The sequence below is a fragment of the Alishewanella agri BL06 genome, from assembly GCF_000272005.1.
Lineage (GTDB): Bacteria > Pseudomonadota > Gammaproteobacteria > Enterobacterales > Alteromonadaceae > Alishewanella > Alishewanella agri.
The window spans coordinates 59,258-83,429 of record NZ_AKKU01000012.1; the positions used below are offsets into that span (position 1 = coordinate 59,258).

The window sequence follows — 24,172 nt, forward strand, 5'->3', positions numbered from 1 at the left end:
ACTTATAACCAGAAATTCTGTAAAGCTACAGCAAACTGATGCCAAGTTAGGGTACAATGCCGTTTGCGAAATTGCGGCGCGCTTTATACCATAACGCCGTTCAGAATACAATCGAATCAGTTAATTTGCAGCCGTTTGCCCCACAGCGAAACAGAGAGAATCACCGATGACAGCACCGATTAAAACCCCGGCCGAAATTGAAAAAATGCGCATTGCAGGTCGCCTGGCCGCTGAAGTGCTGGAAATGATTGAACCCTATGTCAAAGCCGGGGTCACCACCGACGAGCTGAATACGATCTGTCACGACTATATTGTCAATGTCCAACAAGCAGTACCGGCACCACTGAATTACCACGGCTTTCCCAAATCGATCTGTACCTCAGTGAACCATGTGATCTGTCACGGTATCCCTGGCGACAAGGTGCTAAAAGACGGCGATATTATTAATATCGATATCACCGTGATTAAAGATGGCTACCACGGTGATACCTCGAAGATGTTTGTGGTTGGCAAACCGAGCATTCTGGCTGAGCGCTTAATTCGTATCACTCAGGAAGCCATGTACCTGGGGATCAAAAAAGTCAAAGACGGCGCCCGTCTGGGTGATATCGGCTATGTGATCCAGCAACATGCCGAAAAACATAGTTACTCGGTGGTACGTGAATATTGTGGCCATGGTATCGGCGCCGTGTTCCATGAAGAACCGCAGGTATTGCACTATGGCAAGCCCGGCACCGGTGAGGTATTAAAAAGCGGCATGTGTTTAACCATCGAGCCAATGATTAATGCCGGTGCCCGCCACAGCAAGCTATTAAAAGATGGCTGGACAGTCGTCACCAAAGACCGCAGTTTATCTGCCCAGTTTGAGCATACCATCCTGGTTACCGATACCGGCTGTGAGATTTTAACGCTGCGCAGCGATGACAGCATTGAGCGGATTGTTACTGCTGAGTAAAACTCAGCTAATAAGAAGGAGTGTGCCGTGAGTCAGGTCTTAAGTTTTAACCGCCCCCTGCCCGAGCGGTACTCTCTGGATGCCTATAAAAAGCATTTCGCTGAGTTTCAGGAATTTCAGGCCCGCGCCTTTCATAGCCAACCGATCAATGCACTGGTCAAAGCCCGTGCCCGCTTTGTCGATGAAGTGCTGCTGCAACTCTGGCAATACTGCGACCTGAGTAAAGACAAAAGCATCAGCCTGCTGGCCGTTGGCGGCTATGGTCGCGGCGAATTACATCCTTACTCGGATATCGACCTGTTGCTGCTGGTTGAGCGTCGTCCAGACAGTCAGCAACAGGAAGCCATCGCCCGCTTTATTACCTTGCTGTGGGATCTGCGGCTGGAAGTCGGCCACAGTGTGCGCACACTAAAAGAAACGCTCAGCCTGGGTAAAGAAGACATTACCATTGCCACCAACTTGCTGGAAATGCGGTTGTTAACCGGTAATAAAACGCTGTTTGCCGAGCTGCAAAACGCTACGATGAACGAGAGTTTCTGGAATAGTCAGGCGTTCTTTCAGGCGAAACGGCATGAACAACAACAACGCCACGCCCAGTATCATGGCACCGCTTATAACCTCGAACCAAATCTGAAAGCTAACCCGGGTGGTTTGCGCGATATTCAAACCATCGGCTGGGTCGCTAAAAAGCATTTTAATACCCGTACCATGCGCGAACTGGTGGCTTATCAGTACCTGACGGAAGATGAGTATCAGGAATTGATGGAGTGTGAGGCTTATCTTTGGCAAATGCGTTTTGCACTGCATCTGGATGCCGGCCGTAACGAAAACCGGATCCTGTTTGATTATCAGCCGGCCGCCGCCGAGCGGCTGGGCTTTGGCGCCGATGGTAAGGCCTCGGTCGAGCGAATGATGAAGCGGTTTTTCCGCACTGTACAACGGGTTAGCGAACTAAACGAAATGCTGTTGCAGTACTTTGAAGGCAGCATTCTGAATTCGCAGCAAAAACTGAAAATCACCCAGCTGGATGATTACTTCGAATTACATGGCCATCTGATTAAAGCCAGCGACAATGCGGTCTTTGCTAAACGCGATAATTTGCTACGGCTGTTCTGGCATATTGCCAATAACTCCAATATTACCGGCGTCCATTCGACCACCATCCGACTGATTCGCCAGGTGCGGCGGCGCTTAATGGGTGATTTGCAGGATTATGAAGCCTGCCGCCAACTGTTTCTGAGCCTGATGCGCCATCCGCGCGGTATGGACAAAGCTATCACCCTGATGCACCGTTACGGGATCCTCGCGGCTTACCTGCCACAATGGCGCAATATTGAAGGCCAGATGCAGTTTGATTTGTTCCACGCCTATACGGTGGACGAGCACACGCATCGTTTACTTAAAAATCTGTACAAATACAGTCTGCCGGAGCATGACAGCGAATTTCCACTCTGCTCCGATATCGTGCGTAAAATGGAGAAGCCCGAGCTGCTCTATTTAGCCGGCATTTTCCATGATATTGCCAAAGGCCGCGGCGGCGATCACTCCGAGCTGGGTGCTATGGATGCGCGCGAATTTGCCAAGCTGCATAAGCTCAGTGACTTTGACAGCAAGCTGATTGCCTGGCTGGTCGATAATCATTTATTAATGTCAGTTACCGCGCAGCGCCGCGATATCCATGATCCGCAGGTGGTCGCCGAATTTGCCGAAAAGGTCCGCGATGAAACCCGGCTTAATTATCTGTATTGTCTGACGCTGGCCGATATCCGCGCGACCAATGATAATTTGTGGAATGACTGGAAAGGCTCGCTGTTACGTGAGTTGTTTTTAGCGACCCAAAAAGCTTTTCGCCGCGGTCTGGAAAAACCGATGGACTTGCGCGATCTGATCCGCGAAAACCAAGCCGAAGCCCTGCCGCTGCTGATTAAACAAAGCTTTATCGAAAGTGAAATCCAGCAGCTGTGGAGCCGGATCAAAGCCGATTATTTTGCCCGCTATAGCCCAAAACAAATTGTCTGGCATACCGAACATATTTTGCGGCATAAAGATCCGAACGAACCGCTGGTGCTGGTCAGTAAGGCGCCGATTAAAGGCGGCACTCAGGTGTTTGTTTATACCCGCGACCAGGCTGGGCTGTTTGCGCGGATGGTGGCGGCCTTAGACAGTAAAAAGGTTAATATTTACGACGCCCAGATTATGACCAATAAAGATGGCTTCGCCATGGATACCTTTGTCATTCTGGAGCAAAACGGTGAAGCAGTGACCTCACCCAGTCGCCAACAAAGTATTAAGAAGGCGCTGGAGCAGTTTATTGCCGGCAAGCCGGATTTATCACGGCAAAAACCGCGGCTATCTCGCCAGATGCGCCAGTTTAGTGTGCCACCCAAGGTGGTGTTTTTACCTGGCAATACCAAACACCGCACCATGCTGGAAATCGCCGCGCTGGATACGCCGGGCCTGCTTTGCGATCTTGGCCAGGTGTTTCAACAATGCGGGGTCAATATTCACGCCGCAAAAATTACTACTATCGGCGAGCGTGCCGAAGACTTTTTCTTAATATCCAACGCAGCAGATGATGCATTAACCGCCGAGCAGCAAAGCGAGTTAAAACGCAGCCTGATTGCACAACTCTCACAGCAAACAGAAGGTTAAGTAACGAATGTCTGATTTAAAAAGCCTTATTGAAACCGCATTTGAACAGCGTGCCGACATTACGCCGAAAACAGTCAGCGCCGAAGTGAAACAGGCGGTGGAGCAGGTGCTAAGCATGCTGGACAACGGCAGCGCCCGTGTCGCCGAGAAAATTGCCGGCGAGTGGGTGGTCCATCAATGGCTGAAAAAGGCAGTGTTACTGTCATTCCGGATCAACGATAACGAAGTAATGGACGGTGCCGAAAACCGCTTCTTCGACAAAGTACCGATGAAATATGCCGGCTACACCGATGCGCAGTTCCGCGCTGATGGCGTAAGAATTGTACCGCCAGCCGCAGTGCGTCGCGGCAGCTATATCGGTAAAAATGTGGTGGTAATGCCTTCATACGTCAATATTGGCGCCTATGTCGGCGAAGGTTCCATGGTTGATACCTGGGCCACCGTCGGTAGCTGTGCACAAATTGGTAAAAATGTGCATCTCTCTGGTGGTGTCGGTATCGGTGGCGTATTAGAGCCACTGCAGGCGAATCCAACCATTATCGAAGATAACTGCTTTATCGGTGCCCGCTCTGAAGTGGTTGAAGGCGTGATTGTGGAAGAAGGCGCTGTGCTGTCAATGGGCGTTTATATCAGCCAGAGCACACGGATTTATGATCGCGAAACCGGCGAAATCAGCTATGGCCGGGTACCCGCCGGCGCCGTAGTGGTCCCAGGTACTATTCCGGCTAAAGATGGCAGCCACAGCCTGTATGCCGCCATTATCGTGAAAAAGGTCGATGCGCAAACCCGCGCCAAAGTTGGCATTAACGCCCTGCTGCGTAGTATTGAAGAGTAAGTAACATGGCCAATTTATTAGCAGTACTTTGCCCGGCACTGTGGTTTACGCTGCAGCTGCTGTTATTACTGGCCGCGCTGATTTGCGCGGTGTTAATCGTCTTTCCGTCGAGCAGCGAGGATGCGGAAAAGCGTTTTGAGCAGCGGCTGGAATACACTATTTTCACCATCGGCATGACCGTGCTTTGGCTGTTAGTGTCCTTTGCTCCGCGCTAGTAACCATCGGCTACAGATCAGGCCGGCATTATTGCCGGCCTTATTTTTACTTCGCAGCCCGGCTCGGTACCGAAATAGCCCCTATTGCATCGCTGTAGCTGAATATCAGGCGCAAGCTGCCGTTATCCTCTGCAGTCTGATAATTACTAAAGATCGCTCTCACTCGCTGCGTTTTAATCGCAGCCTTAAAGAATTCTTCCAGCTGTTGCTCGCTCTCTCCGCTTAATTCCAATAAACAAAAACCACCGCCGCAATTAAAGTGTCGCAGCTCATTGCGATATTGGCTCTCTGCCAGTTGCTGATACAGCGTCTGTTCGATTTCGTCTTTTAACGTCAAATCCAACTGATGCTCAGGGCTTAATGCCTCAACATAGGGCTGCCAGTCAGCCTGCTGCAGCAATTCCTCTGCAAGTTCGTAAGGGATAGCACCTGTATGCTGCGCCTGAGTAATAAAATGCTGAACGCGATCACCGGGTGTTATTAGCTCATCACTTTGCTCTTGCGGGGTATTGGCGTGGTTATCCGCTGGTATAGGTTGGGTCTGCAGCAATTGACTGGTGGCAGCAGTGGCTAAAACACCGCGGCTTGTCGCTGTGCTGTTGGCGATCGACACAGTCGTCATCCCCACAGCTGACGTAACAGTACTTTCAGGCACGGCTTCCGTAACGTCGGGTTCAGCATCACCGTACCACCAAAGCCCCACCCCAATTAGTAAAGTGATAGTAATAAAAACCATTTTACGAGACATCTTATATCCTTATGCTGGTCCGGAGTCTGATACCGTACTGGCTTTTTGTTACATCGGCAACACCTTGTTACCTTTTGCCAGCCGCTCTGCCTGTTCTCTGTTTGGTCGTGAGCGTTATACTGGCATCAGTTCAACATACCGGGAGCAGAAATGGGCTATTTTTTAAAAGGCTTGCTGTTATTAAAGCAAAAAGGCTTAAAGCGTTTTGTGCTGATCCCACTGTTAATTAATATCGTGCTGTTTAGCGTCGCTTTTTATTGGCTATGGCAGTTGCTGCGGCAACTGATCGAGGCGGTACAAAGCGCGCTGCCGGCCTGGTTACATTGGCTGGAGTATTTGTTGATCCCGCTGGGCGTGATGTCGTTGCTGCTCAGCTTTGCCTATACTTTTACCATGTTGGCCAACTTTATCGCTGCGCCCTTTAATGGCCTGCTCAGCGAAAAAACCGAGGCCTTATTAACGGGTAACACGCTGCATAATGGCTGGCGCGACTTTATGCAGGATATCCCGCGTTTACTGGGGCGGGAATGGCAAAAGTTTGTTTATGTGATGCCGCGCTTGCTGGTGCTGTTTGTGCTGTGCTGGTTTATTCCAGTGGTGGGTGCGCTGCTGTGGTTTTTCTGCAGTGCCTGGTTTTACAGCCTGCAATATCTGGACTATCCCTATGATAATCATAAGGTACCCTTAATTGCCCTGCGCCAGAATATGCGGCAGCAGCCAGTGCTGAGTTTGTCATTTGGCAGCGCAGTCGCCTTGTGCAGTATGGTGCCTTTGCTAAATTTGCTGGTGATGCCGGCAGCCGTCTGTGGCGCCACCGCGCTCTGGTGCGAACGCTTAAGCGAGCTGCACGACCCGGCATTACAAGCACCAGGCGCGCGCAGTTACCGCAAGCTGGATAAGTATTGCTAAAAAGAACTGCTAGAATTGTTCGGCTAACCAGGGTAAGGCGACATCTTCCGCTTGCAAGGTTTCACCGGCATCGATTTCTAACATATCCGCCTTGGGGTTGCCCTGCAGTTCAGTTAACAGCTCAAACCACTGGCGGCCAGCGGCACAGAAGGTATCGCCATAGCTGCTGTCACCCAGGCCAATCACCGCAAACTGTTTGCCAGTTAATAACGGAAAACGGTCACGGCAGTCAGCATAAAATGGAAACAGATTATCCGGAATATCGCCCTGCCCGGTGGTTGAGGTAATCACTAACCAGCAATCGGCAGCAAAGGCCTGCACGGCATCCAGCTCCGGGGGCTGAAACCACCTGGCCTGATAGCCTTTTTTCGACAACAACTCTACGGCCTGCTCGGCCACATACTCGGCGCCACCGTACACACTACCGACCATAATGGCGATCTTTTGCATGCTACCCTACTCCAAAAATTGCTGAAAAACCTGTTGATAATACGCGATGTCATCCGGCCAGCCAAATTGCCGGCACAGTTCACCCAGCTCAGCCAGGCTGGCCTGTAACTGCAGCGTTACGCCGCTGACCGGATGCGGCAACTGCAACATAACAGCACAAAGCAGTAAGCGGTCACTATCAAATTGCTGGCGGAAAAACGCATTATGCTTGCCATCGCCATGGCTGGTATCGCCGACAATCGGATGGCGCAAATGTGCCAGATGACGGCGCAGCTGATGCTTACGGCCGGTTAACGGCTGCAGTGCAACCAGACTGTAACGGCTGGTAGGATAACGACTCACCACAAACGGCAGCTCAACCTGCTGCAGCGGTAAATAGCGGGTTATGGCACTTTGCGCCGCTTTATCGCTACGAGCCTGTTTATCGGCAATGGCATCCAGCTGTTCTTTTAGCGGGTAATCCAGGGTACCAGCCGCTTTAACCACACCCCGAACTATTGCCAGATACCCTTTGCGCCATTGCCCGGCTGCAATCTGTTGACTAAGTAACCGTGCAATCTCCGGCGATAACGCAAACACCAGCACACCCGAGGTGGGACGATCCAGCCGGTGTACCGGATACACATGACACCCCAGCTGATCGCGCAGGCTTTGCAGCACAAAGCGGGTTTCGTGTTTATCTAAAAACGAGCGGTGTACCAGCATGCCACTGGGTTTATCCACCGCCACCAGGTATTGATCCTGATACAGAATCGTCAGTGGCGGCGCAGCGGCAGACGGAGCGCTACTCAGTTCTGATTCAGACACAGATCAATCTCCCGGATTGCACTCAGCAAAGCGCTTAGCTGCGCAGCGCGCTCAGCATAGACATATTCAGCCATCGGCAGGATCGCCACCTTCGTTGGCAGTGGCAGGTTACCCTCTAATAAGGCACTCAGCCTTGGGATCAAAATAAACTGCAACCACTGTTCCAGCGGCAGCGTGTCACAACAAAAAGGGGCGGTACTGCTAAGCGCATCCGGCGCCGGTGGCGCTGTCGACCACAGGGCCGCCGCTCTGAGTTCTGCTTCCAGTTGCTGTAGTAAAACAGGGAGTTGTTGCCGGGGCATAGCGCGTTTTTTTCACTAAGTTACAGAAAATTCGGCAGCCAGTTTAGCAAAAAAGCCCTGCAGCGTGTTGTAAAAAGCCAGGGGCGCCAGCATTATGCTTGGCTAAGAGCAGCGGTAAATTAGACTTTTATGGCCAGTATTGTACTTTTACTCCTCGTTATTACTATCGGCTACGGCTTTTGGTTACAGCGCAAACAAGATGAACGCGCCGTTTTATTAGCACGCCAATTATGCCGTCAGCATCAATTGCAATATCTGGAATGTGGCCGCAGCCATTATCGGCTGCGCAAAATCGGCCAACGGCGACGTTTTGTCACCTGCTATCAGGTCGATTTTAGTGCCGATGGTGAAAGCCGCTATCAGGCGGAGCTGGTATTAAGCGGTTTACATCTGGCGGCATTTGAGCTGCCGCCGCACCGCATTCCGTCTTAACAAGAGGTTCCCGCTACTGCTGCGCTAAAGCAGCATTTAGCTTGCGGCTGAGTTGCCCGGTCAGAAAGTCTTTATACATCACCCAATCGGCGGCCAAACTATAAAACGGGTATTTAAAGGTGGCTGGCCGGTTATGTTCAAAGCCAAAATGGCCAAGCCAGGCAAAGCCATAGCCGATGAGCGGTAAGGTCCACAGCCACAGCCATTGCTGGCTGAGCAGCACATAAGCCAATACCAGTAACACCAGACTGCTACCGATATAATGTAACGCCCGGCATACCGGGTTAGCGTGTTCACGCAGATAAAACGGGTAAAACTGCTCAAAACTCTGAAATTGTTGCATAGAAAACATCCAATCGGGTTAATCAGGCTGTTTGCCGTACCCGGAACATCAGGCTGCCTTGCACTGTACTAAAGCTAAGTTCCGCCACTTTCTGGTACTGATCGTCAGCAAAAAAAGCCTGATACTTCTGCAGCGTGACAAAGACGCCAATGCCAGCGGAAGATGGATCTTCATCCACCAGGCTATCCACCGCCTGCAGCAAATAGTGGCCTAAACCTGCGTGTTGATATTTCGGCGCGACGGCGATAAATGCCAGCATATGATAACGTTTTGCCGGCATTGCCGCATGAATTCTTTCTTCTTTATTGAGCATCTGTCGGGTAGAAACCAGACCGGCGGTCAGCAACATTTTCAGCCGCCAGTGCCAGAGCCGGCTACTGCCAATGCCGGAGTCAGGCCCAACCACACAGGCCACCCCTAACAGTTGTTCGCCCTGGAATAAACCAACGATTGGCTGTCCGGCTTGCCAAAAGGTACTGAGTTCTTCGCGAATGGCTGCTCGCAGCCGGGCTTCATATTCGCGCTCAGCACTGCGAAAAATCGCCATAAAAAGTGGGTCATCGTGATAAGACTGGTACAGCACCGAGGCGGCGAGTTTCAGATCTTCACCACCAAGTAAGGCGGCTTTTAACTGGCTGGGTTCAAAATGATTGACCTGGGCTAACATGGCTCACCTGTTATTGTTGTTTTTTTATTCACAATAGCAGCCGGCGGTTTGCTTGCCAAGCACGATTTTGTTACCCGAAACTCAGCTATACTTTTTAAACTAAATGTATAAAAAGGAGGACCACCATGGACACCAGTAAACACACTCTGAGCACCCTGTTTGCCCAGTTGGGTTTAGACAATAGTCCCGAGCAGATCCAGGCATTTGTGCGGCGGCATAAACTGAGTGCCGGCATGGAGTTAGCCGAGGCGCCATTCTGGAGTCGAGCTCAGGCCAGCTTTTTGCGCGAAGCCTGGCGCGCCGATTCGGATTGGTCTGATACCATTGATGAGCTAAATAAGCTGCTGCATTAACTGCAGCAGCCAGCAGCAACCCTGTTACAGGTATTGGTAAGCTTTATCACCCCAAGCTGTCAGTTGGTTATCTTTGAAAATTAACGGCGTGCATTCGTCTTTCGTGGTTTTACCATCGCTGTTGCGATGATGAGTGCGGTAAAACAACACTTGTACCTGCTGGCCATCTTTCTGGAACAGCTCGCTAAAATCCGGTGCGCCAAGTTGCTGGCGTACCTCTTCACTGCTCACGCCCAGTGACAGCTGATTAATACTTTGCAAGTTAAACTGCTGGGTTTTACGCCAGGTACTCTCTGATGCAGTCTCGGTTTTATCACCGATAGCAACCACACAGCCTGACAAGGCCAGGGTAGCAGCGCTGATAATAAGTAGTTTTTGCACGGCGGCATTAGCAAACATAATGAAACTCCTGATTTATTCTTGTTAAAGCGGTAGTTACCGACAGCTTTGGGGTAAGCAAAAGCGGGGCCAACTTAAAATATAGTTAAAATACAAAAGCTTAAAAATATGCCGCTATCAGCCGGCCCAAGATAATGCTAAATTAAGCGAAATTTTAGTGAAAATGGCTAAGTCAATGACCAATAAACTGCAACTGGTGCAACAAGCGGCCAAACAACTGCAACACGAAGGCAAAACGGTGAATCTGGCGCTACTGCGTGCCCGCCTGGCGGGCCAGTTAGCCGGCCCGGAATTGTTCAGCGCCTATCAGCAGTGGCGTAATCTGCCGGCGAGCAGTAGCGCTGAAAGCGGTATTGTTTCTGATACCGACATCCCGGCAGCGCCCATCGCCACAGAAACGCCAGATACCCGGCTGGCACGGATTGAGGCTAAGCTTGATCGTCTGCTGGCGCTGCTGGAGCAAACCGATGTACCTGGCTGAATTACGTTTTACGCTGATTGCGGATACCGAATTCAGCCTTGCCGAACAGGCGATTCGCCGCTACCTGGAGGCACTGATCTTTAATGGCCAGATGCTCGGTCGGGAGTTTCCCACGGCCTTTACCGGCGACGCCTTTTGTAGCAGGCTGGTGTTGCCGACAGCGGATGCCCTGAGCGGCCAGCATGCGAGTGCCAGAGTTAAGGCTGCAGAGCAACAACTGGCTGCAGCAGGTCTGGGCTACCCGCAATGCCAACTGCTGGGTCAGGATCTGATGTCGCAGCAAACGGTAACTGAACTACCGGCAGAACTGGTGCTCTTCACCACCTATGCCGATACCTGCTCGCCACTGCGCTGCGCCAATACACTGCAACCTGTACCCTTATTTTGGCTTAACCCTGCTGCGGCCGATTATGAAGCGCTGATCCGCTGGCAACTGCAGTTTCAGGCGTTGGATGAAATTCAGCTGCAGCAAGATCGGGTACTGCACAAAACCGCCGAAAACAGTCTGCAACACTACCAGAGTAAACTTAACCGCCAGGGCCGCAAGCTAGCAACACAACTGGCCAGACAAAACCAGCGGCCAGTATGGTATGCGCTGTACAGTGGCAGTGCTACAGATTGTCAGGCAGAAGCAGATAAATGCTGCCCCGGCTGTGGTGGCAACTGGCGCTTAGCCACGCCACAAGCCGGGATGTTCGATTTTCGCTGTGACAACTGTCTACTGTTGTCGAATATCGCCTGGGAATGTCAGTCAAATAGCGGCGAATAAGCCAGCGGCTTGAGTTCGGCCAGAAACTCAGCCAAATTGTCGGCCAGCTTAACCTTAACCTCCTGGCCGACACTCTCCTGAAACACCTCGCCACTGCGGTTCAATACCGACAGCATAATATTTTCATCATCGGTCACTGCAAAAAACACCGTCTCCTGCTGACGTAAACGGCGCTTCATCAGAATGTGGCCAATAATATTTTCCTGTAAGCGGGCAATATCAGCAGCATGCCATGGCATCAGCAACGCCAGTTTGCCTTTCGGGTGCTCGGCCGCCAGATTGGCACCAAACCAACTGCTGTAAAACGCCTTAATATCCGGATGTAACGTCAGCTCCAATGCGCGCTCCACGTTACTGAAATCGGCCGGCGGTTGTTGTGAAACCGGTTGCCAGCTTACCCGCTCGTCGCCTAATGACTGCACTTCACACGGCGATGACTGCGCTGCATCGCGCCAGGTTTGCATACTAATGCCCTCGGCCTGATGCCAGGCCAGACTCTGTTCGATAAAATTTGCGTAAGCTTGTTGGACAGACACCTCTACTCCCGGGGTCAGTTGTGCTAAGATCGGCTCATTGTAGCGAAAAACACTGCCTTGCGAAAAAAGTAGCGAAAAAAGATTACGACATGACAAAAAGCCATTCCGACGTTCTGGCCGAGCTCAGTCTTGGTAAAATCACTGACTATGTCGATCAATACGACGCCACCCTGTTACAGGCGGTGCCGCGCAGCCTCGGACGCGAAGCCATCGGTCTTGGTCAGCAACTGCCTTTTGTCGGGCAGGATATCTGGCATGGTTACGAGTTGTCCTGGCTTAACAGCAAAGGTAAGCCCCAGGTTGCACTGGCCACCTTTGTGGTGCCTTACGATTCGCCAAACCTGATTGAATCCAAGTCATTTAAGCTCTATTTAAACAGCTTTAACCAAAGCCGCTTTGCTGATGTCGGCCAGGTTTATCAAACCATGCAACGCGACCTGTCGGCCTGTGCCGGCGGCAATGTTAAGGTCAGCCTGCATAATGTCAGCGAAATTATGACCTTCCAGCCAACCTGGATCCCCGGCATTTGTCTGGATGAACTGGATATCGAAGTTGACCAATATCAGTATCAAGCCTCGTTACTGCAATTGGATCCGGCTCGTGGTCAGGTCGATGAGAAATTGCACTCGCATTTACTTAAATCGAACTGTCTGATCACCTCGCAACCAGACTGGGCCAGTGTCTTTATTCATTACCGCGGTACCGCCCTGTCACATGAAGCGCTATTGAAGTATCTGATTAGCTTTCGCAGCCATAACGAATTTCATGAGCAATGTGTAGAGCGCATTTATAACGATATCTGGCAACTGGCAAAACCGGATTTTCTGGCGGTGTATGCCCGTTACACCCGTCGCGGCGGCCTGGATATTAATCCGCTGCGTAGCAGTGAGCCTTACAGCCCGCCGAATATTCGCTTAAGCCGGCAATAAGACGTAACACACCTTGTAACCTTTCCAGACAAAGCACCTTTTGCAGGTGCTTTTTCGTTGCTTTAAGCAGAAAAGCCGCAAAACATACGGCAAATTCTGAAACAACAACAGTAAACTTTCAGCAGCACTTTCATTTTTGCGGTTTTTTTGGTCTAATAGCCGCGCCTGATCCCAACAGGCGCTGACTAACACGGAAGCCTAAAAATGTTACACCTGACCTCTGACGAAGAAACGAGCTGGTTACCCTACTATTTAACTAAATAAACCGGCTCCAACCCTACTACAAAAGTACTAAAGCGGGCTTAGGCCCGCTTTTTCTATCTGTATTTTTACTATTTCAACTATCTCCCCGGCGCTTTCTGGAGATATACTTGAAAAATAAGCAGATGCAGCAAAGCGCACAGCGGGGTGATGTTATTGCAACCAGATCTGAAACAACAACTCAGTGACGCCATCAGTGCCCGCAAAGCACTGGAGCATACCTACGAGCGGCAATTTAAGCTGCTGGGCCAGTTTGTACAGCGCTTATCCTTTCTGTGTAAGGGAGTGGATCTCGAACTCGACAACCGCCTGGCCAAGCTCAGAACCGAGTTGGCCAGAAGTACAGATTTGGAAAAACTGCTGCCATTTGTCGAAGAGACCTCAGAGCACATCCGGCTACTGGAGCAGCGTCAGCAGTATAATATCAAACAAGCGCAAAACGAGTTAACTCAGGCCGGCCGCCTGTTACAACGTCAGCGCGGGCTGCCCGATCAATTGCGGCGAGACCTGCGTGAGTTGCTGAGTCAGGTGGAGCAACCCGCTGGTACTTTGCAGGCCTTTCTGCCTCATTTGAGTCAACTCACTCAGTTGTATCAGTTGGCATTAAAAGCCGGTAAGCAACTAGAGCAGCCAGATAGCGATGATGAGCGCTACGCTCATATCTGCCGCCAGATTACGCTTGAACTCACCAATTTGCTGAGCGAATTATCCTTTAGTGGCAAAAGCGCCAGCGAAGTCGAGCAAATTAAGAGCAGTTTACTGGGTAATTTATCGATTGAAGCCCTGCTCGATGCCTGTTTAAGTACTATCAGTATTATTGTACGCGGTATTAATGAAGAGCGACTCTCGGCCGAGAGCTTTTTACTGCGTTTAAATGAAGCGTTGACCAGTGTGCAGCTGGCGGTAGAAAGTACCTTACATGACTCGGGCCGGCTGGCCAACAAACTGCTGTCGCTGAACAAAAAAATTGAGGCGCAAATCGATCATCTGGGACAGCAAAGTGAACAGGCCGAATCACTGGAGCAATTAAAACTGCTGGTGATTTCCAAGATGTCAGAGCTCACGCAAACCTTGCGTGAAAAAGATCAGGTTGAGCAACAACAACGTACGCAAATTAAACAGGTGTTGTCATCGCTGGAGAGTCAGGTCAAAGAATTAGAACTGGAAGCCAAAAGCTTTCGAGACCGTTTAGCCGAACAAAACTTCCGCAGCCTGCGTGATAGTTTAACCGAGATCCCCAACCGGGCAGCCTATGACGAGCGCTTGCAGCTGGAATTTAAACGCTGGCAACGTTTTAGCTCGCCGCTGTGTATCGTGCTGGCCGATGTCGATCACTTTAAAACCATCAATGATAACTATGGCCACAGCGCCGGCGATAAAACCTTGCGGATTATTGCTAAAACCTTGCAACAGTCACTGCGGCAAACCGACTTTATCGCCCGCTACGGCGGCGAAGAGTTTGTGATCCTGCTGCCAGACTCAGAACTGATGCAGCTGCTGGACCCGCTTAATCAGCTGCGGGAGAAGGTAAAAAATATCCCGTTCAAATTTAAAAACAAAAAGGTGACGATCACCATTTCGCTTGGCGCAACCCAGCTCAAGGCGGGCGACACCATCCAACAAGCCTTTGAACGGGCTGACGAAGCCCTTTATCAGGCGAAAAAAGCCGGCCGGGATCAGCTTGCAATCCGCTGAATCAGGCCACGCAAAACAGGAGTAGAGCGATGCAAGTGCATCTTAACCCTTTGGGTGCCATGGATTTACTGTCACAACTTGAAGTCGAGCGTCTGCAACAAAATACCGAGCAGGCCACCTTTCAGTTATTCCGCAATTGCGCGCTGGCCGTGCTCAACGTGGGCAGCCAGACCGATAGCTCAGCTGAAATTTATGAACAATATCAGGATTTCAGCATTAATCTGCTAAGCCGCGAACGCGGCATTAAAATAGAATTGAATAACCCACCGCAAAGCGCCTTTGTCGACGGCCAGATTATTAAAGGTATTCATGAACACTTATTCGCGGTACTGCGCGATATTCTGTTTTACCATACCCGTCACATTGCCTCGGCTAACCCGCTGGATTTAACCAACTCAACCCATCTGACGCATACGGTGTTTGATATTCTACGCAACGCCCGCGCTATCGATGCTACCTGCGAACCCAATATGATTGTGTGCTGGGGTGGGCATTCGATTAAAGAAGTCGAATACGACTACACCAAAGAGGTGGGTTACCAATTAGGTCTGCGCGGCCTGAATATCTGTACCGGCTGCGGCCCCGGCGCCATGAAAGGCCCGATGAAAGGCGCAACCATTGGCCACAGTAAGCAACGGATCCGAAATGGCCGCTATCTGGGTTTAACCGAGCCCAGCATTATTGCCGCTGAGCCACCGAACCCCATTGTCAATGAACTGGTGATCCTGCCAGATATTGAAAAGCGCTTAGAGGCGTTTGTCCGGGTGGCGCATGGCATTATTATTTTCCCGGGCGGCGTAGGCACTGCTGAAGAGTTGCTATACCTGCTGGGAATTATGCTGGACCAACAAAATAATGCGCAGCGCTTACCGGTTATCTTAACCGGCCCGGCCAGCAGCGCAGCCTACTTTACTGAAATTGCTCACTTTATTGAGCAAACCCTCGGCAAAGCGGCGCTGGACCTGTTTGAAATTGTTATCGATGATCCGGTTGCTGTTGCGCGCAAGCTGAAAGCCGGTTGTCAGGAAGTTCGCAGCTACCGCAAAACTGTCGGTGATGCTTATCACTTTAACTGGACCCTAACCATCCAGCCGGAATTTCAGCAGCCCTTTATCCCGAATCACCAGAATATGGCCGCACTGGACTTGCACCTGGATCAGGATAAAGCCAGACTGGCCGCTAACTTGCGACGCGCCTTCTCCGGTATCGTGGCGGGTAACGTCAAAGATGAAGGGATCCGAGCCATTCGCCAACATGGACCCTTTGTACTAAGTGGTGAACCGCGATTAATGCAAATGATGGATAAATTACTGCAGGCCTTCGTCGAGCAAGGCAGAATGAAGCTGCCGGGCAGCAAATACGAACCCTGTTACCGGATTGAACGCTAAATGGCACGGGTAGTTCTGATTGATGCGTTAAACCTGATCCGCCGCCTCTATGCGGTGCAGGAGCGGCCGTATCTGCCGCTGGCAGACGACATCGCAGAAACTACCCGGCAACAAATTATCAGTAATACCCGTCAGGTACTGGCACAGGCATTAAAACGCTTACAGCAGGAGCTGCAACCCAGCCATGCGTTGCTGGTCTTTGATGGTGGCCACAGTGTCTGGCGCCAACAGTTATGCCCGCTTTACAAAGCAAACCGCAAGCCGATGCCGGCGATCCTGGCCGAGGCTCTGCCAACGCTGATTACCGACACCGAGCAACTGGGGATCCGCTGTTTTATGCAGGCGGAATACGAAGCCGATGATGTCATTGCCACCATCGCCAATAAGGTCCGCATACATCAACAAGACGCCATTGTTGTCTCAACTGACAAAGGTTATCTGCCGCTGCTGCCGCAAGGGGTGCAAATTTATGATGCCTTTGCCCGGCATTTTCTTGACACTGACTATGTGAAACAGAAGTTTGGTGTCGCGCCGGAGCAACTGCTCAGCTGGTGGGCGCTGGTTGGGGATAGTACTAACAATATTCCCGGCGTAACCGGCGTTGGCCCGAAAAGTGCTGAAGAATTAATGCAACTGGGTGCCAGTTTAAATCAGGCGTTACAGCATCCGGATTGCCCGAAAAAATTACGCCAGAAAATTTTGGAACAAAAGCAAGATATTCTGGTTTATATTCAGGTATTAGCATTACAAACCAATCTGGAACTGGGGCTAAATTTGCAAGATATCCGACTGCCGGAGCAAGAGGCATGAACAAATACAAAATTCTGATCCTGTTTCTGGCTGGCATTGTTGCCTACTTCCTGATTACCTTTTTGGTGTTACGGTTTTACCCGGATGATCCGGCACAGATGGCCTGGATGGATCGCGAAGCCTTTAATGCCCGCTATATCGCCCGCCTGAATACCGACGGCAGCATTAAACAAGAATATCTGATCGGCCGGCTTGGCAGTCCCGACATTACAGAAGCCTTCCAGCATCAGGATCAGGTTTACCAACTACTCTACTACCGCACCCATCGCAAGGCCGCAGATGGCATTACCACGACCGATGAGTGTACCGCCCTGCTCTTTATCGACCGTCGGTTAACCGCCTCCGGCGATGACGCAGTGCAGCAATATCAGGCAGTACAGTCTGATGTCAGCCGTCTCCGTTAGCTGGTTAAGGTGCTATCAACAGCTGCAACGACTGGCCCAGCAGCTGCAACTCGCCCAGGATAGCGACCAACTGCACAGCTGTATTCGTTTAGCCAGCGAGTTGAATAATGAGCTACAACAAGTTTTTGAACTGCAGGCTGGCGCTGCCGTTGCCCAATTAGCCATTTTACCGGCCGATTTAGCACTGGGCCCGGCCCAAGCCCTGAAAAGCTGGGTATTACTGGCATTGTGGAGCCGACTTAAACATTGGCCGGCGGCAAGACGTGATGCCTTAGCGGTATCGGCCTTAATGGCAGCCTGTAGCGAAGAGAAAGACAAGGCGCCGGCGGCACTGCGTTTAGCCAGCAAACTAAAAAAACTCCAGGTTGGCGGCCTGACCACGAATTTGTTAGCGGGCAGTTTTCATCAGCTACAACAACGCCGTCCCTGGCAGGTGCATCACGATAGCCCGCTTCTGACATTAGCATTACAACTGGGTCAACAGCTGCAGCCGCAACGACAAAAAGCGCAGGCACTGGACCAGGTCATCAGCCAAACCCTGATCCAGACTACCGATGAAGCCGTGTTGGCCGAGCTGAATCAATTGGCACAACTCGCACCCCACCTCTACTGGTGCGGTCGGTTGGCACAGGACACCGTAGGACGCTGCTGGGTGATCTGTCAGTTGGAAGTCACGGACTGTTTGGTGCTGCAATACTGGCCGGAGCAGCAACGGTTCGCGACCGAAGCACATAAACTGGCGAAACAAGATTTACAACTACTGGCCCCCAGCGTAATGGTGCCGCAACATTGGCTGGATCGCATTCAAATACCGGTGCTGAGCTCCCGCCCGCTACCCACCCCTAAAGGGTTATTGGAGCATTCAGTATTACAAAAGCTGGATTATCAGGATCTGGATGCGCAGGTCAAGCTGCTGGAGAGACAACCGCTGCTGGCACAATACTTGTTAGATAACGCCAGCACCAGTAATCGTAAACAAACCCTGGTTAACCGCTTACGTCATGCGTTGGCAATGTTTGGCCAGGATCAATTACCGTTAGCGGTTGCCAGAGCAGAGTTACTGCAATATTTACAGCGGCAGGCCTTTAATCAACACGCTTTTTTACTGGCACTACAAGACCTTTTTCGCCACAGTCTGTTGCTGCTGGGCCGGTATCTTTCGCCAGCGCTCAGCCCGCAACAAGCCGGTGTCATTGCCGCTTGTTGTAGTGCCCCATTCTGGCATCACCCCAGCATTTCTGCTGTACCCATTAGCCGCAGCACTAACCAGGGCTGGTTGCTGCCCGAGCTGGCACAACAGTATTTACTTGAGCCGGTGCGCAGCCAGCGCCTGAGCGCCGCCTTGCTGCAACATTACCAATTAGCGCACTGGGCCGAAGCCGTGCTGTGTCAGTATGTGTCCATAGACCATAGAAACATTAGCTTACGGGAACAACATGGGCTTTGGTTGCGACTCTGCTGGCAACTGAGTTTTAGTATTTTGCGTTATCCTCAGGCTCAGGCCAGCAGTAGCAGCCTGTTGCAAAGCCTAAGCCCGGTTCTGAATTTACCACAACAGAGTCTGGAACTGTGGCAACAGCAGTTAATTGCTGCCGCCAGCCCCGTCTGCCCACTCGATTAAGCCCTTAAGCTGGCAGTACTATTCAGCGTATTTATATTGCTTATCACGCTAAGCTCTGGGATGCGGGAACGGCAAACTGGTCTGTACATCGCATTTTTGCTATACTCACACCGTTTTCAGGCGCCGCGCCTGAGTATAAATTTCAAAAATATTTCAGCTAAGGATCCCCATGAGCAAGCAAACGATTACCGTCATCAAAGGTGACGGCATTGGTCCGAGTATTGTCGAAGCAGCCATTCAGGTGCTGGAGAAAGCCGGCTGTGATTTTAATTACGAATATGTTGATGCAGGCTTAACCGCGTTAGAAAAAACCGGTGAGTTACTGCCACAGGCTACGCTGGATGCCATTGCCCGCAATAAGATCACCTTAAAAGGCCCGTTAACCACGCCAGTTGGCGAAGGTTTTACCTCAATCAACGTGACCTTACGCAAAAAATTTAACCTGTACGCCAACGTACGGCCGGTGATTTCCTTTAAAGGCACCAAAGCCCGCTACGAAAATATCGACATTATCACCATCCGTGAAAATACCGAGGGTATGTACTCAGGTCACGGCCAGACCGTCTCTGAAGATGGTCAAACCGCTATGGCCTCCAGTATCGTGACTAAAGAAGGGGCGCGGCGCATTGCCGAGTTTGCCTTTGAAACTGCGCGCCGTGAAAAACGCAAAAAAGTGACCATAGTGCACAAGGCGAATATCCTGAAATCGACTTCTGGTCTGTTCCTGAAAACCGCACGCGAAGTGGCACAGCAGTATCCGGATATCGAAGCTCAGGAAATGATTGTCGATAATACCTGTATGCAGCTGGTGATGAACCCACAGCAGTTTGATGTGATTGTTACCACTAACCTGTTCGGCGATATTTTATCGGATCTGTGTGCCGGTTTAGTCGGCGGTTTAGGTATGGCACCGGGTGCTAATATTGGTAAAGACTGCGCTATCTTCGAAGCGGTACATGGCAGTGCGCCGGATATTGCCGGTAAAAACCTGGCCAACCCCAGCTCAGTGATCCTGGCATCAATTCAAATGCTGGAATACCTGGAAATGAAAGATAAAGCCGAGAAAATTCTGACCGCACTGCGTGATGTAATTGCCTCTGGCGATCGCACTACCCGCGATCTGGGCGGCAGCTTCGGTACCACCGACTTTACCCAGGCTGTATTAGAGCGGCTGTAACAGCGCTTTGGCATTCAGACCTAAACTGCTAACATAGCCACCTCGAGTGGCTATTTTTTTGGAACCCAAATGACTCAGGCCAATAATCCGTTGCACGGCGTTACGCTGGAGCAAATTGTTACCGCGCTGGCCGCGCACTATGGCTGGGAGGGTTTAGCCCGGCAGATTGATATTAACTGCTTTAAAAAAGATCCGTCGGTAAAGAGCAGCCTGAAATTTTTACGTAAAACGCCCTGGGCACGCGAAAAAGTGGAAGCGTTGTTTATTGCCAGTAAACTGCCGCCTCGGGCTTAGCACAACGCGCTGCGGCGAAGAACTACGGTAGTTTACTGCTGCAAAGGTGAACTCACTGGCCTGCCACTGTTCTGCCAGGCTAGTCCGCACTGTCTGCAAGCAAAATCGGCAATATATGGTGTCGGCTTATCCGATGATGCGTGGCATTACCATATTTACTGTCATGTGCATTGAATAACAAAATGATCAACAGATCACGAGCCGGCACAAACTGCAGCAAAGCCGTATAACCATAATCTGTGCTACCGCCCATCTGTACTATAGCTTCACCGTTGACTTCAAGCTTAGCAAAACTGCCAAGTAACCATCGCTCGTTCGCGGCGGAAAAAACCAAATTTGGCTGCTCTGGCGGCAATATTGCACCACTGTGCAGTGCCGCAAACCAGACTGCGAGATCCTCAACAGAGGTAACCATGCCGCCGGCACCTAGCAGCGCCCAGGTTAAGGTTTTGTCATAAGTCGTCTGGCCTGCCTCATCGCCACCATAACCCCGTGCAAACTGCGCCCCGGCGAGCCGGCTATCCTGGTAAAAGCCGGTATGTTGCAGCTTTAAAGGTGTAAGTAAGTTGCTGTGGATATAATCCTGAAACGATTGTCCGCTGACTTTCTCAACGATCGCGGCCAACAACGTATAAGCGGCATTGGAATACGCAATGGTCTCGCCCGGCTTTGCAATCAGCGGCATCGCTAAAATACGGCGTTCCGCTTCGGCCTTATCCATCACTTCAAAGTCAGACTCGTTATGAAAATTATCCAGGCCGCTGTCATGTGCCAGCAATTGTTTAATAGTAATAGTCTGCAATTCAGCAGGGGCAGTCGGATAAAAATCGCCAAGCGTCGCAGAAAGTTGTAAGCGATGATTGGCCGCCAGTTGCAGTACGGCCGCCGCGGTAAAGGTTTTGGCAATTGACCCCATATCTGAGATCACCGTTGCCTGATTTAAAACGGTCTCGCTACGGTCTGCACAGCCATAGGCGCTTTGCAGCAGCACCTTATCGCCTTGCGCGACCCAAACCAGACCGTCAAAGGTGCCGGCAAGGTGTTCGCGCTGCAGCTCGGCGCCAAGCGCAGTAATAACGGGCTGGTTGGCATCAGCAATAGGCATGACATTGCGACAATCGGGCATGCTGCTACAGCCTGCTGACATAGCGACCAGCAGTAATGCTATGCTTCGGGATATGGCAACAACGCCAAGCCGGAGTGACAGAGTCTTATACTTGGCAAGCTCTATCCATTTACCCCAATACACTACCACCTATGTCCCCTTAACGTTTTGCATCGAAATTAGCTCTTTAGCACTTTCTTTGCAGGCTGAGTCACTATCAAATAAATGAGATACCCCAGTAGCGGAAAAAATACGACTGCTTGGTACGGCTTTCGCGATTGCCACATTAAACCAGACCTTGTTCTGATCTATAAAATCAACAACGACACACTACAACTTGCACGCATTGGCTCTCACTGCGAACTTTTCTAGCTGAGGCATAAATCACATAACGCCCAGTTCAGCCGCAGCGAAAATGAAGCGACCTTTGTGTTATTGTTTGAGCGACAGCGAGTAACACAAATGTTGCATAGTGCACGCTGTCGGTCTGGAGCTGATTGTTATGCCTGCACTGCACCATTTCAGGTTCGCTTTTTGAGAGACGAGTAGAGCTTGCCCTTTTCCCGCTTGCCTACGGCAAGTACATACACAAGCAGCTCATCGTCAACAACCTCATAGGCTAACCGGTAACCAGCGGAGCGAAGTTTGATTTTGTACACCGAGTCATAGCCGCTTAACTTGTCAGCAGGCACTCTGGGATTTTCCAATCGCTCTGCCAGTTTTTTCTTGAACTGGCTCCTGATCGGGGCGCCAAGCTTTTCCCATTCCTTCAGCGCAGCCGGAAGAAAGCGGAGCTTATAAGTCATCCAGCGACACCGTTATAGCCTGATCTTTGTCGCCACGACGTTCCTCAACAAGTTGGGCCAGCTCATAGTCGTCGATCATGTCCATCAGAGCCTCGTAAGTCTCCGCTGGAATCAGGTAGGCCGCTGGCTTGTTGTGATTTAACACAGCGATAGGCGAACCACTGGCCTGGGAAAGCAAGGCTGAAGGATTTTTCTTTAATTCTGAAATACTTACAGAAAAGTCTGCCAATACTTGACGCATAAAAACCTCTATATAGGCCTATATTTTGGTCATATATTAGCTCGTATAAGCGCCGAATGCTACCGCTTGTAGGCATGACGCCGCAAGCAGCGGCGAGCGTTAGCGAGTCCAGCACCGCAGGCTGCGTTGTTTAAGGCGCTTGTTAGCAATTTACCCTGCACTGGTAAATGCAGACCGATACTTAACAAAGCCACGCTTGACCGCCCCTTTAAAACCCTGCTTTTCAAAAAATGCGTGCGAATCTAACCGCTGCGAAGAGCTAAGAAGCATGATCTTAGAGCAGTTTGTACTAACACAAAAAATTTCTATTGCCTGAAATAAAGCAGTACCAACACCCAACCCGCGAGCAGCCACATCAACAATAACGTTTTCTACTACAGCAAACGGCTGTTTACGAAACATAACATCAGAACACAGTGAAACTAATGCGCTACCAACAACATTACCTTGGTAGTCGCAGACAAATAACTTTGAGCGCGCATCGTCATAAAGTGCCTGTATTTGTTCTGGCTCTACCTTTACCGCAGGATTATTAACCAATTGGTTATACAATTCAGACAAGCTTAAAGCATCTTCAGGCTTTGCTTCACGAACTATCAAATGAACACCTATCATCCTGGAATGCTAACGCGCCGCGCATGCGCACGAATTTGTGAGCGTCGCAGGGGCCACAGGCCCCGAATGACGCGGTTTGTTATACATCATTGCTTTTTATTCCCATAAATCCAATCCAGCCCTTGAATTGCAGCCGTCGGAAAAGCTGTCGCATGGGTCGCACCAGCTACAACTTCAAATTGAAGCTCTATATTGGCAGTATCCAGTTGCAAAATCTTGTCTTTTAGTTGGTTTGCACCAGCCAACATATCCTGCCCTTCGCCATAGGCAGGTGTTTCATACTCACCAACAGACAGGTACACCTTTGTTGTTACCTTTGGCTTTGCGGCTTGTAAAACAAGAATAACATTGTTATCAAACCAGACTGATGGACTGCCCAGTATGTAGTTTGAAAACAGATCCGGTTCAGAGAACAAAATATAGGCGCCAAACAAACCACCTAATGAGTTGCCGACAAAAGTCCTGTCTGTTTTACTTGCCCGGTAATTGTGTTCAATAAATGGCATCACTGCATCACGTAGAAAGGCCATATGTCCTTTAGCATTGCCCGTTTCCTGCTTCCAGGATTTAGCCACTGTCGGCGTGTAATCTCTGGTTCTGCTGCTTGTTCCTATCGAACCTTTTTCATAGGACACCGCCACGATAATGGCATGCTGCATCACTCCACTGTTCATCGGAAAACGCATTGCACCCGATACCATTGGAAAACTGTAGTGCGCATCAGTAAGGTAAATCACCGGGTAAACTTGATCAGTTCTCGTGCTGTAGGAAGGAGGTAGTTGAATAAATAAAGGGTAGATTCGCCCACTGGATTGTTCTTTTACCTCAATCACAGAACTTCTCGGTAACTCGTATGGCGTATTGGCACTTAACTCAAAGCAGATCAGCAGCAATATCGATAGATAAAATAATTTCATTTGATTAACCATGATGTATAACGTTTGGTTAAGGGGCGGCCTCTAGCCCGTCCCAG

Annotated in this window: 31 protein-coding genes; 18 read left to right on the plus strand and 13 right to left on the minus strand. The window is 50.6% G+C overall.

Translation table 11 applies throughout. From position 1 onward, the window contains the following. The first annotated feature begins 166 nt into the window (after positions 1-166). The 4 genes from map to AGRI_RS06955 are packed head-to-tail and all read left to right on the plus strand — an operon-like array spanning position 167 to position 4,657. On the plus strand, positions 167-955 hold the full coding sequence (gene map / locus AGRI_RS06940) for a type I methionyl aminopeptidase (RefSeq protein ID WP_008984266.1): 789 nt from the start codon (positions 167-169) through the stop codon (positions 953-955). Positions 956-982: 27 nt separating this feature from the next. Further along, positions 983-3,607 (plus strand): [protein-PII] uridylyltransferase, encoded by a 2,625-nt coding sequence (gene glnD, locus AGRI_RS06945; RefSeq protein WP_008984267.1) that lies wholly within the window; start codon positions 983-985, stop codon positions 3,605-3,607. 7 nt (positions 3,608-3,614) lie between these two features. Then, entirely contained in the window at positions 3,615-4,442 is an 828-nt protein-coding gene (gene dapD, locus AGRI_RS06950) for a 2,3,4,5-tetrahydropyridine-2,6-dicarboxylate N-succinyltransferase (protein ID WP_008984268.1), read from the plus strand. A 5-nt stretch (positions 4,443-4,447) separates the two neighbouring features. Beyond that, a complete protein-coding gene (locus AGRI_RS06955) occupies positions 4,448-4,657 on the plus strand; it encodes a hypothetical protein (protein ID WP_008984269.1) in 210 nt (69 codons plus the stop codon). Positions 4,658-4,703: 46 nt separating this feature from the next. On the opposite strand, the gene AGRI_RS06960 is transcribed toward AGRI_RS06955, so the two are convergent. Further along, complete coding sequence (locus tag AGRI_RS06960; protein ID WP_008984270.1) at positions 4,704-5,405, minus strand: hypothetical protein; 702 nt, start codon at positions 5,403-5,405, stop codon at positions 4,704-4,706. 150 nt (positions 5,406-5,555) lie between these two features. Here AGRI_RS06960 and cysZ point away from each other — a divergent pair, with 150 nt between their 5' ends. Beyond that, positions 5,556-6,314: a sulfate transporter CysZ gene (cysZ, locus tag AGRI_RS06965; protein WP_008984271.1), complete on the plus strand. Its 759-nt coding sequence runs from the start codon at positions 5,556-5,558 to the stop codon at positions 6,312-6,314. A 9-nt stretch (positions 6,315-6,323) separates the two neighbouring features. Here the strand turns inward: cysZ and AGRI_RS06970 are convergent, their stop codons facing one another. The 3 genes from AGRI_RS06970 to AGRI_RS06980 are packed head-to-tail and all read right to left on the minus strand — an operon-like array spanning position 6,324 to position 7,873. After that, positions 6,324-6,764 (minus strand): flavodoxin, encoded by a 441-nt coding sequence (locus tag AGRI_RS06970; protein WP_008984272.1) that lies wholly within the window; start codon positions 6,762-6,764, stop codon positions 6,324-6,326. 6 nt (positions 6,765-6,770) lie between these two features. Then, complete coding sequence (gene truC, locus AGRI_RS06975; RefSeq protein WP_008984273.1) at positions 6,771-7,571, minus strand: tRNA pseudouridine(65) synthase TruC; 801 nt, start codon at positions 7,569-7,571, stop codon at positions 6,771-6,773. Next, on the minus strand, positions 7,553-7,873 hold the full coding sequence (locus AGRI_RS06980; RefSeq protein WP_008984274.1) for a YqcC family protein: 321 nt from the start codon (positions 7,871-7,873) through the stop codon (positions 7,553-7,555). Before AGRI_RS06980 ends, truC begins: the two co-directional genes overlap by 19 nt. A 129-nt stretch (positions 7,874-8,002) precedes the next feature. Here AGRI_RS06980 and AGRI_RS06985 point away from each other — a divergent pair, with 129 nt between their 5' ends. Beyond that, positions 8,003-8,305, plus strand: a complete 303-nt coding sequence (locus tag AGRI_RS06985; RefSeq protein ID WP_008984275.1) for a DUF3301 domain-containing protein — start codon at positions 8,003-8,005, stop codon at positions 8,303-8,305. 13 nt (positions 8,306-8,318) lie between these two features. Here the strand turns inward: AGRI_RS06985 and AGRI_RS06990 are convergent, their stop codons facing one another. After that, positions 8,319-8,657: an Mpo1-like protein gene (locus AGRI_RS06990; protein WP_040291620.1), complete on the minus strand. Its 339-nt coding sequence runs from the start codon at positions 8,655-8,657 to the stop codon at positions 8,319-8,321. A 13-nt stretch (positions 8,658-8,670) separates the two neighbouring features. Continuing rightward, on the minus strand, positions 8,671-9,315 hold the full coding sequence (locus tag AGRI_RS06995) for a GNAT family N-acetyltransferase (protein ID WP_008984277.1): 645 nt from the start codon (positions 9,313-9,315) through the stop codon (positions 8,671-8,673). A gap of 125 nt (positions 9,316-9,440) precedes the next feature. Between AGRI_RS06995 and AGRI_RS07000 the strand changes: the two genes are divergently transcribed. Next, positions 9,441-9,668, plus strand: a complete 228-nt coding sequence (locus AGRI_RS07000) for a DUF2789 domain-containing protein (RefSeq protein ID WP_008984278.1) — start codon at positions 9,441-9,443, stop codon at positions 9,666-9,668. Between the two features lie 24 nt (positions 9,669-9,692). Here AGRI_RS07000 and AGRI_RS07005 read toward each other — a convergent pair whose 3' ends face one another. Next, a complete protein-coding gene (locus AGRI_RS07005; protein ID WP_008984279.1) occupies positions 9,693-10,067 on the minus strand; it encodes a DUF3192 domain-containing protein in 375 nt (124 codons plus the stop codon). Positions 10,068-10,242: 175 nt separating this feature from the next. On the opposite strand from AGRI_RS07005, the gene AGRI_RS07010 reads away from it, so the two are divergent. Beyond that, entirely contained in the window at positions 10,243-10,548 is a 306-nt protein-coding gene (locus tag AGRI_RS07010; RefSeq protein WP_008984280.1) for a hypothetical protein, read from the plus strand. After that, positions 10,535-11,317, plus strand: a complete 783-nt coding sequence (locus AGRI_RS07015; RefSeq protein ID WP_008984281.1) for a DUF2310 family Zn-ribbon-containing protein — start codon at positions 10,535-10,537, stop codon at positions 11,315-11,317. The genes AGRI_RS07010 and AGRI_RS07015 overlap by 14 nt, the downstream gene beginning before the upstream one ends. Here the strand turns inward: AGRI_RS07015 and syd are convergent. Then, positions 11,296-11,853: a SecY-interacting protein gene (gene syd / locus AGRI_RS07020; protein ID WP_008984282.1), complete on the minus strand. Its 558-nt coding sequence runs from the start codon at positions 11,851-11,853 to the stop codon at positions 11,296-11,298. The genes AGRI_RS07015 and syd overlap by 22 nt on opposite strands. A gap of 89 nt (positions 11,854-11,942) precedes the next feature. On the opposite strand from syd, the gene queF reads away from it, so the two are divergent. The 8 genes from queF (at position 11,943) to AGRI_RS07065 (ending at position 20,432) form a co-directional block, all read left to right on the plus strand. Beyond that, a complete protein-coding gene (gene queF, locus AGRI_RS07025) occupies positions 11,943-12,782 on the plus strand; it encodes an NADPH-dependent 7-cyano-7-deazaguanine reductase QueF (protein ID WP_008984283.1) in 840 nt (279 codons plus the stop codon). A 411-nt stretch (positions 12,783-13,193) separates the two neighbouring features. Beyond that, a complete protein-coding gene (locus tag AGRI_RS07035; RefSeq protein WP_008984285.1) occupies positions 13,194-14,738 on the plus strand; it encodes a sensor domain-containing diguanylate cyclase in 1,545 nt (514 codons plus the stop codon). Between the two features lie 29 nt (positions 14,739-14,767). Next, positions 14,768-16,126, plus strand: a complete 1,359-nt coding sequence (gene ppnN, locus AGRI_RS07040) for a nucleotide 5'-monophosphate nucleosidase PpnN (RefSeq protein WP_008984286.1) — start codon at positions 14,768-14,770, stop codon at positions 16,124-16,126. After that, positions 16,127-16,936: a flap endonuclease Xni gene (gene xni, locus AGRI_RS07045; RefSeq protein ID WP_008984287.1), complete on the plus strand. Its 810-nt coding sequence runs from the start codon at positions 16,127-16,129 to the stop codon at positions 16,934-16,936. Then, on the plus strand, positions 16,933-17,340 hold the full coding sequence (locus AGRI_RS07050) for a DUF3192 domain-containing protein (protein ID WP_008984288.1): 408 nt from the start codon (positions 16,933-16,935) through the stop codon (positions 17,338-17,340). Before xni ends, AGRI_RS07050 begins: the two co-directional genes overlap by 4 nt. After that, on the plus strand, positions 17,321-18,961 hold the full coding sequence (locus AGRI_RS07055; RefSeq protein ID WP_008984289.1) for a hypothetical protein: 1,641 nt from the start codon (positions 17,321-17,323) through the stop codon (positions 18,959-18,961). Before AGRI_RS07050 ends, AGRI_RS07055 begins: the two co-directional genes overlap by 20 nt. A 169-nt stretch (positions 18,962-19,130) precedes the next feature. Then, positions 19,131-20,138, plus strand: a complete 1,008-nt coding sequence (locus tag AGRI_RS07060) for an isocitrate dehydrogenase (RefSeq protein ID WP_008984290.1) — start codon at positions 19,131-19,133, stop codon at positions 20,136-20,138. 69 nt (positions 20,139-20,207) lie between these two features. Then, positions 20,208-20,432 carry a VF530 family protein gene (locus AGRI_RS07065; RefSeq protein ID WP_008984291.1) on the plus strand — a complete coding sequence of 75 codons (225 nt, stop codon included), beginning with the start codon at positions 20,208-20,210 and terminating at the stop codon, positions 20,430-20,432. A 79-nt stretch (positions 20,433-20,511) separates the two neighbouring features. Here the strand turns inward: AGRI_RS07065 and AGRI_RS07070 are convergent, their stop codons facing one another. After that, positions 20,512-21,558 carry a serine hydrolase domain-containing protein gene (locus AGRI_RS07070; RefSeq protein ID WP_008984292.1) on the minus strand — a complete coding sequence of 349 codons (1,047 nt, stop codon included), beginning with the start codon at positions 21,556-21,558 and terminating at the stop codon, positions 20,512-20,514. Positions 21,559-21,762: 204 nt separating this feature from the next. Between AGRI_RS07070 and AGRI_RS16365 the strand changes: the two genes are divergently transcribed. Next, positions 21,763-21,909: a type II toxin-antitoxin system YafQ family toxin gene (locus AGRI_RS16365; protein ID WP_008984293.1), complete on the plus strand. Its 147-nt coding sequence runs from the start codon at positions 21,763-21,765 to the stop codon at positions 21,907-21,909. 149 nt (positions 21,910-22,058) lie between these two features. On the opposite strand, the gene AGRI_RS07075 is transcribed toward AGRI_RS16365, so the two are convergent. From AGRI_RS07075 to AGRI_RS07090, 4 genes are all read right to left on the minus strand, one after another. Then, entirely contained in the window at positions 22,059-22,343 is a 285-nt protein-coding gene (locus AGRI_RS07075; RefSeq protein WP_008984294.1) for a type II toxin-antitoxin system RelE family toxin, read from the minus strand. After that, positions 22,333-22,584, minus strand: coding sequence for a type II toxin-antitoxin system Phd/YefM family antitoxin (locus tag AGRI_RS07080; protein WP_008984295.1), 252 nt, complete (start codon positions 22,582-22,584; stop codon positions 22,333-22,335). The genes AGRI_RS07075 and AGRI_RS07080 overlap by 11 nt, the downstream gene beginning before the upstream one ends. 150 nt (positions 22,585-22,734) lie before the next feature. Continuing rightward, positions 22,735-23,199: a GNAT family N-acetyltransferase gene (locus tag AGRI_RS07085; protein ID WP_008984296.1), complete on the minus strand. Its 465-nt coding sequence runs from the start codon at positions 23,197-23,199 to the stop codon at positions 22,735-22,737. Positions 23,200-23,285: 86 nt separating this feature from the next. Beyond that, positions 23,286-24,116 (minus strand): alpha/beta hydrolase, encoded by an 831-nt coding sequence (locus AGRI_RS07090; protein WP_008984297.1) that lies wholly within the window; start codon positions 24,114-24,116, stop codon positions 23,286-23,288. Positions 24,117-24,172: the final 56 nt, after the last annotated feature.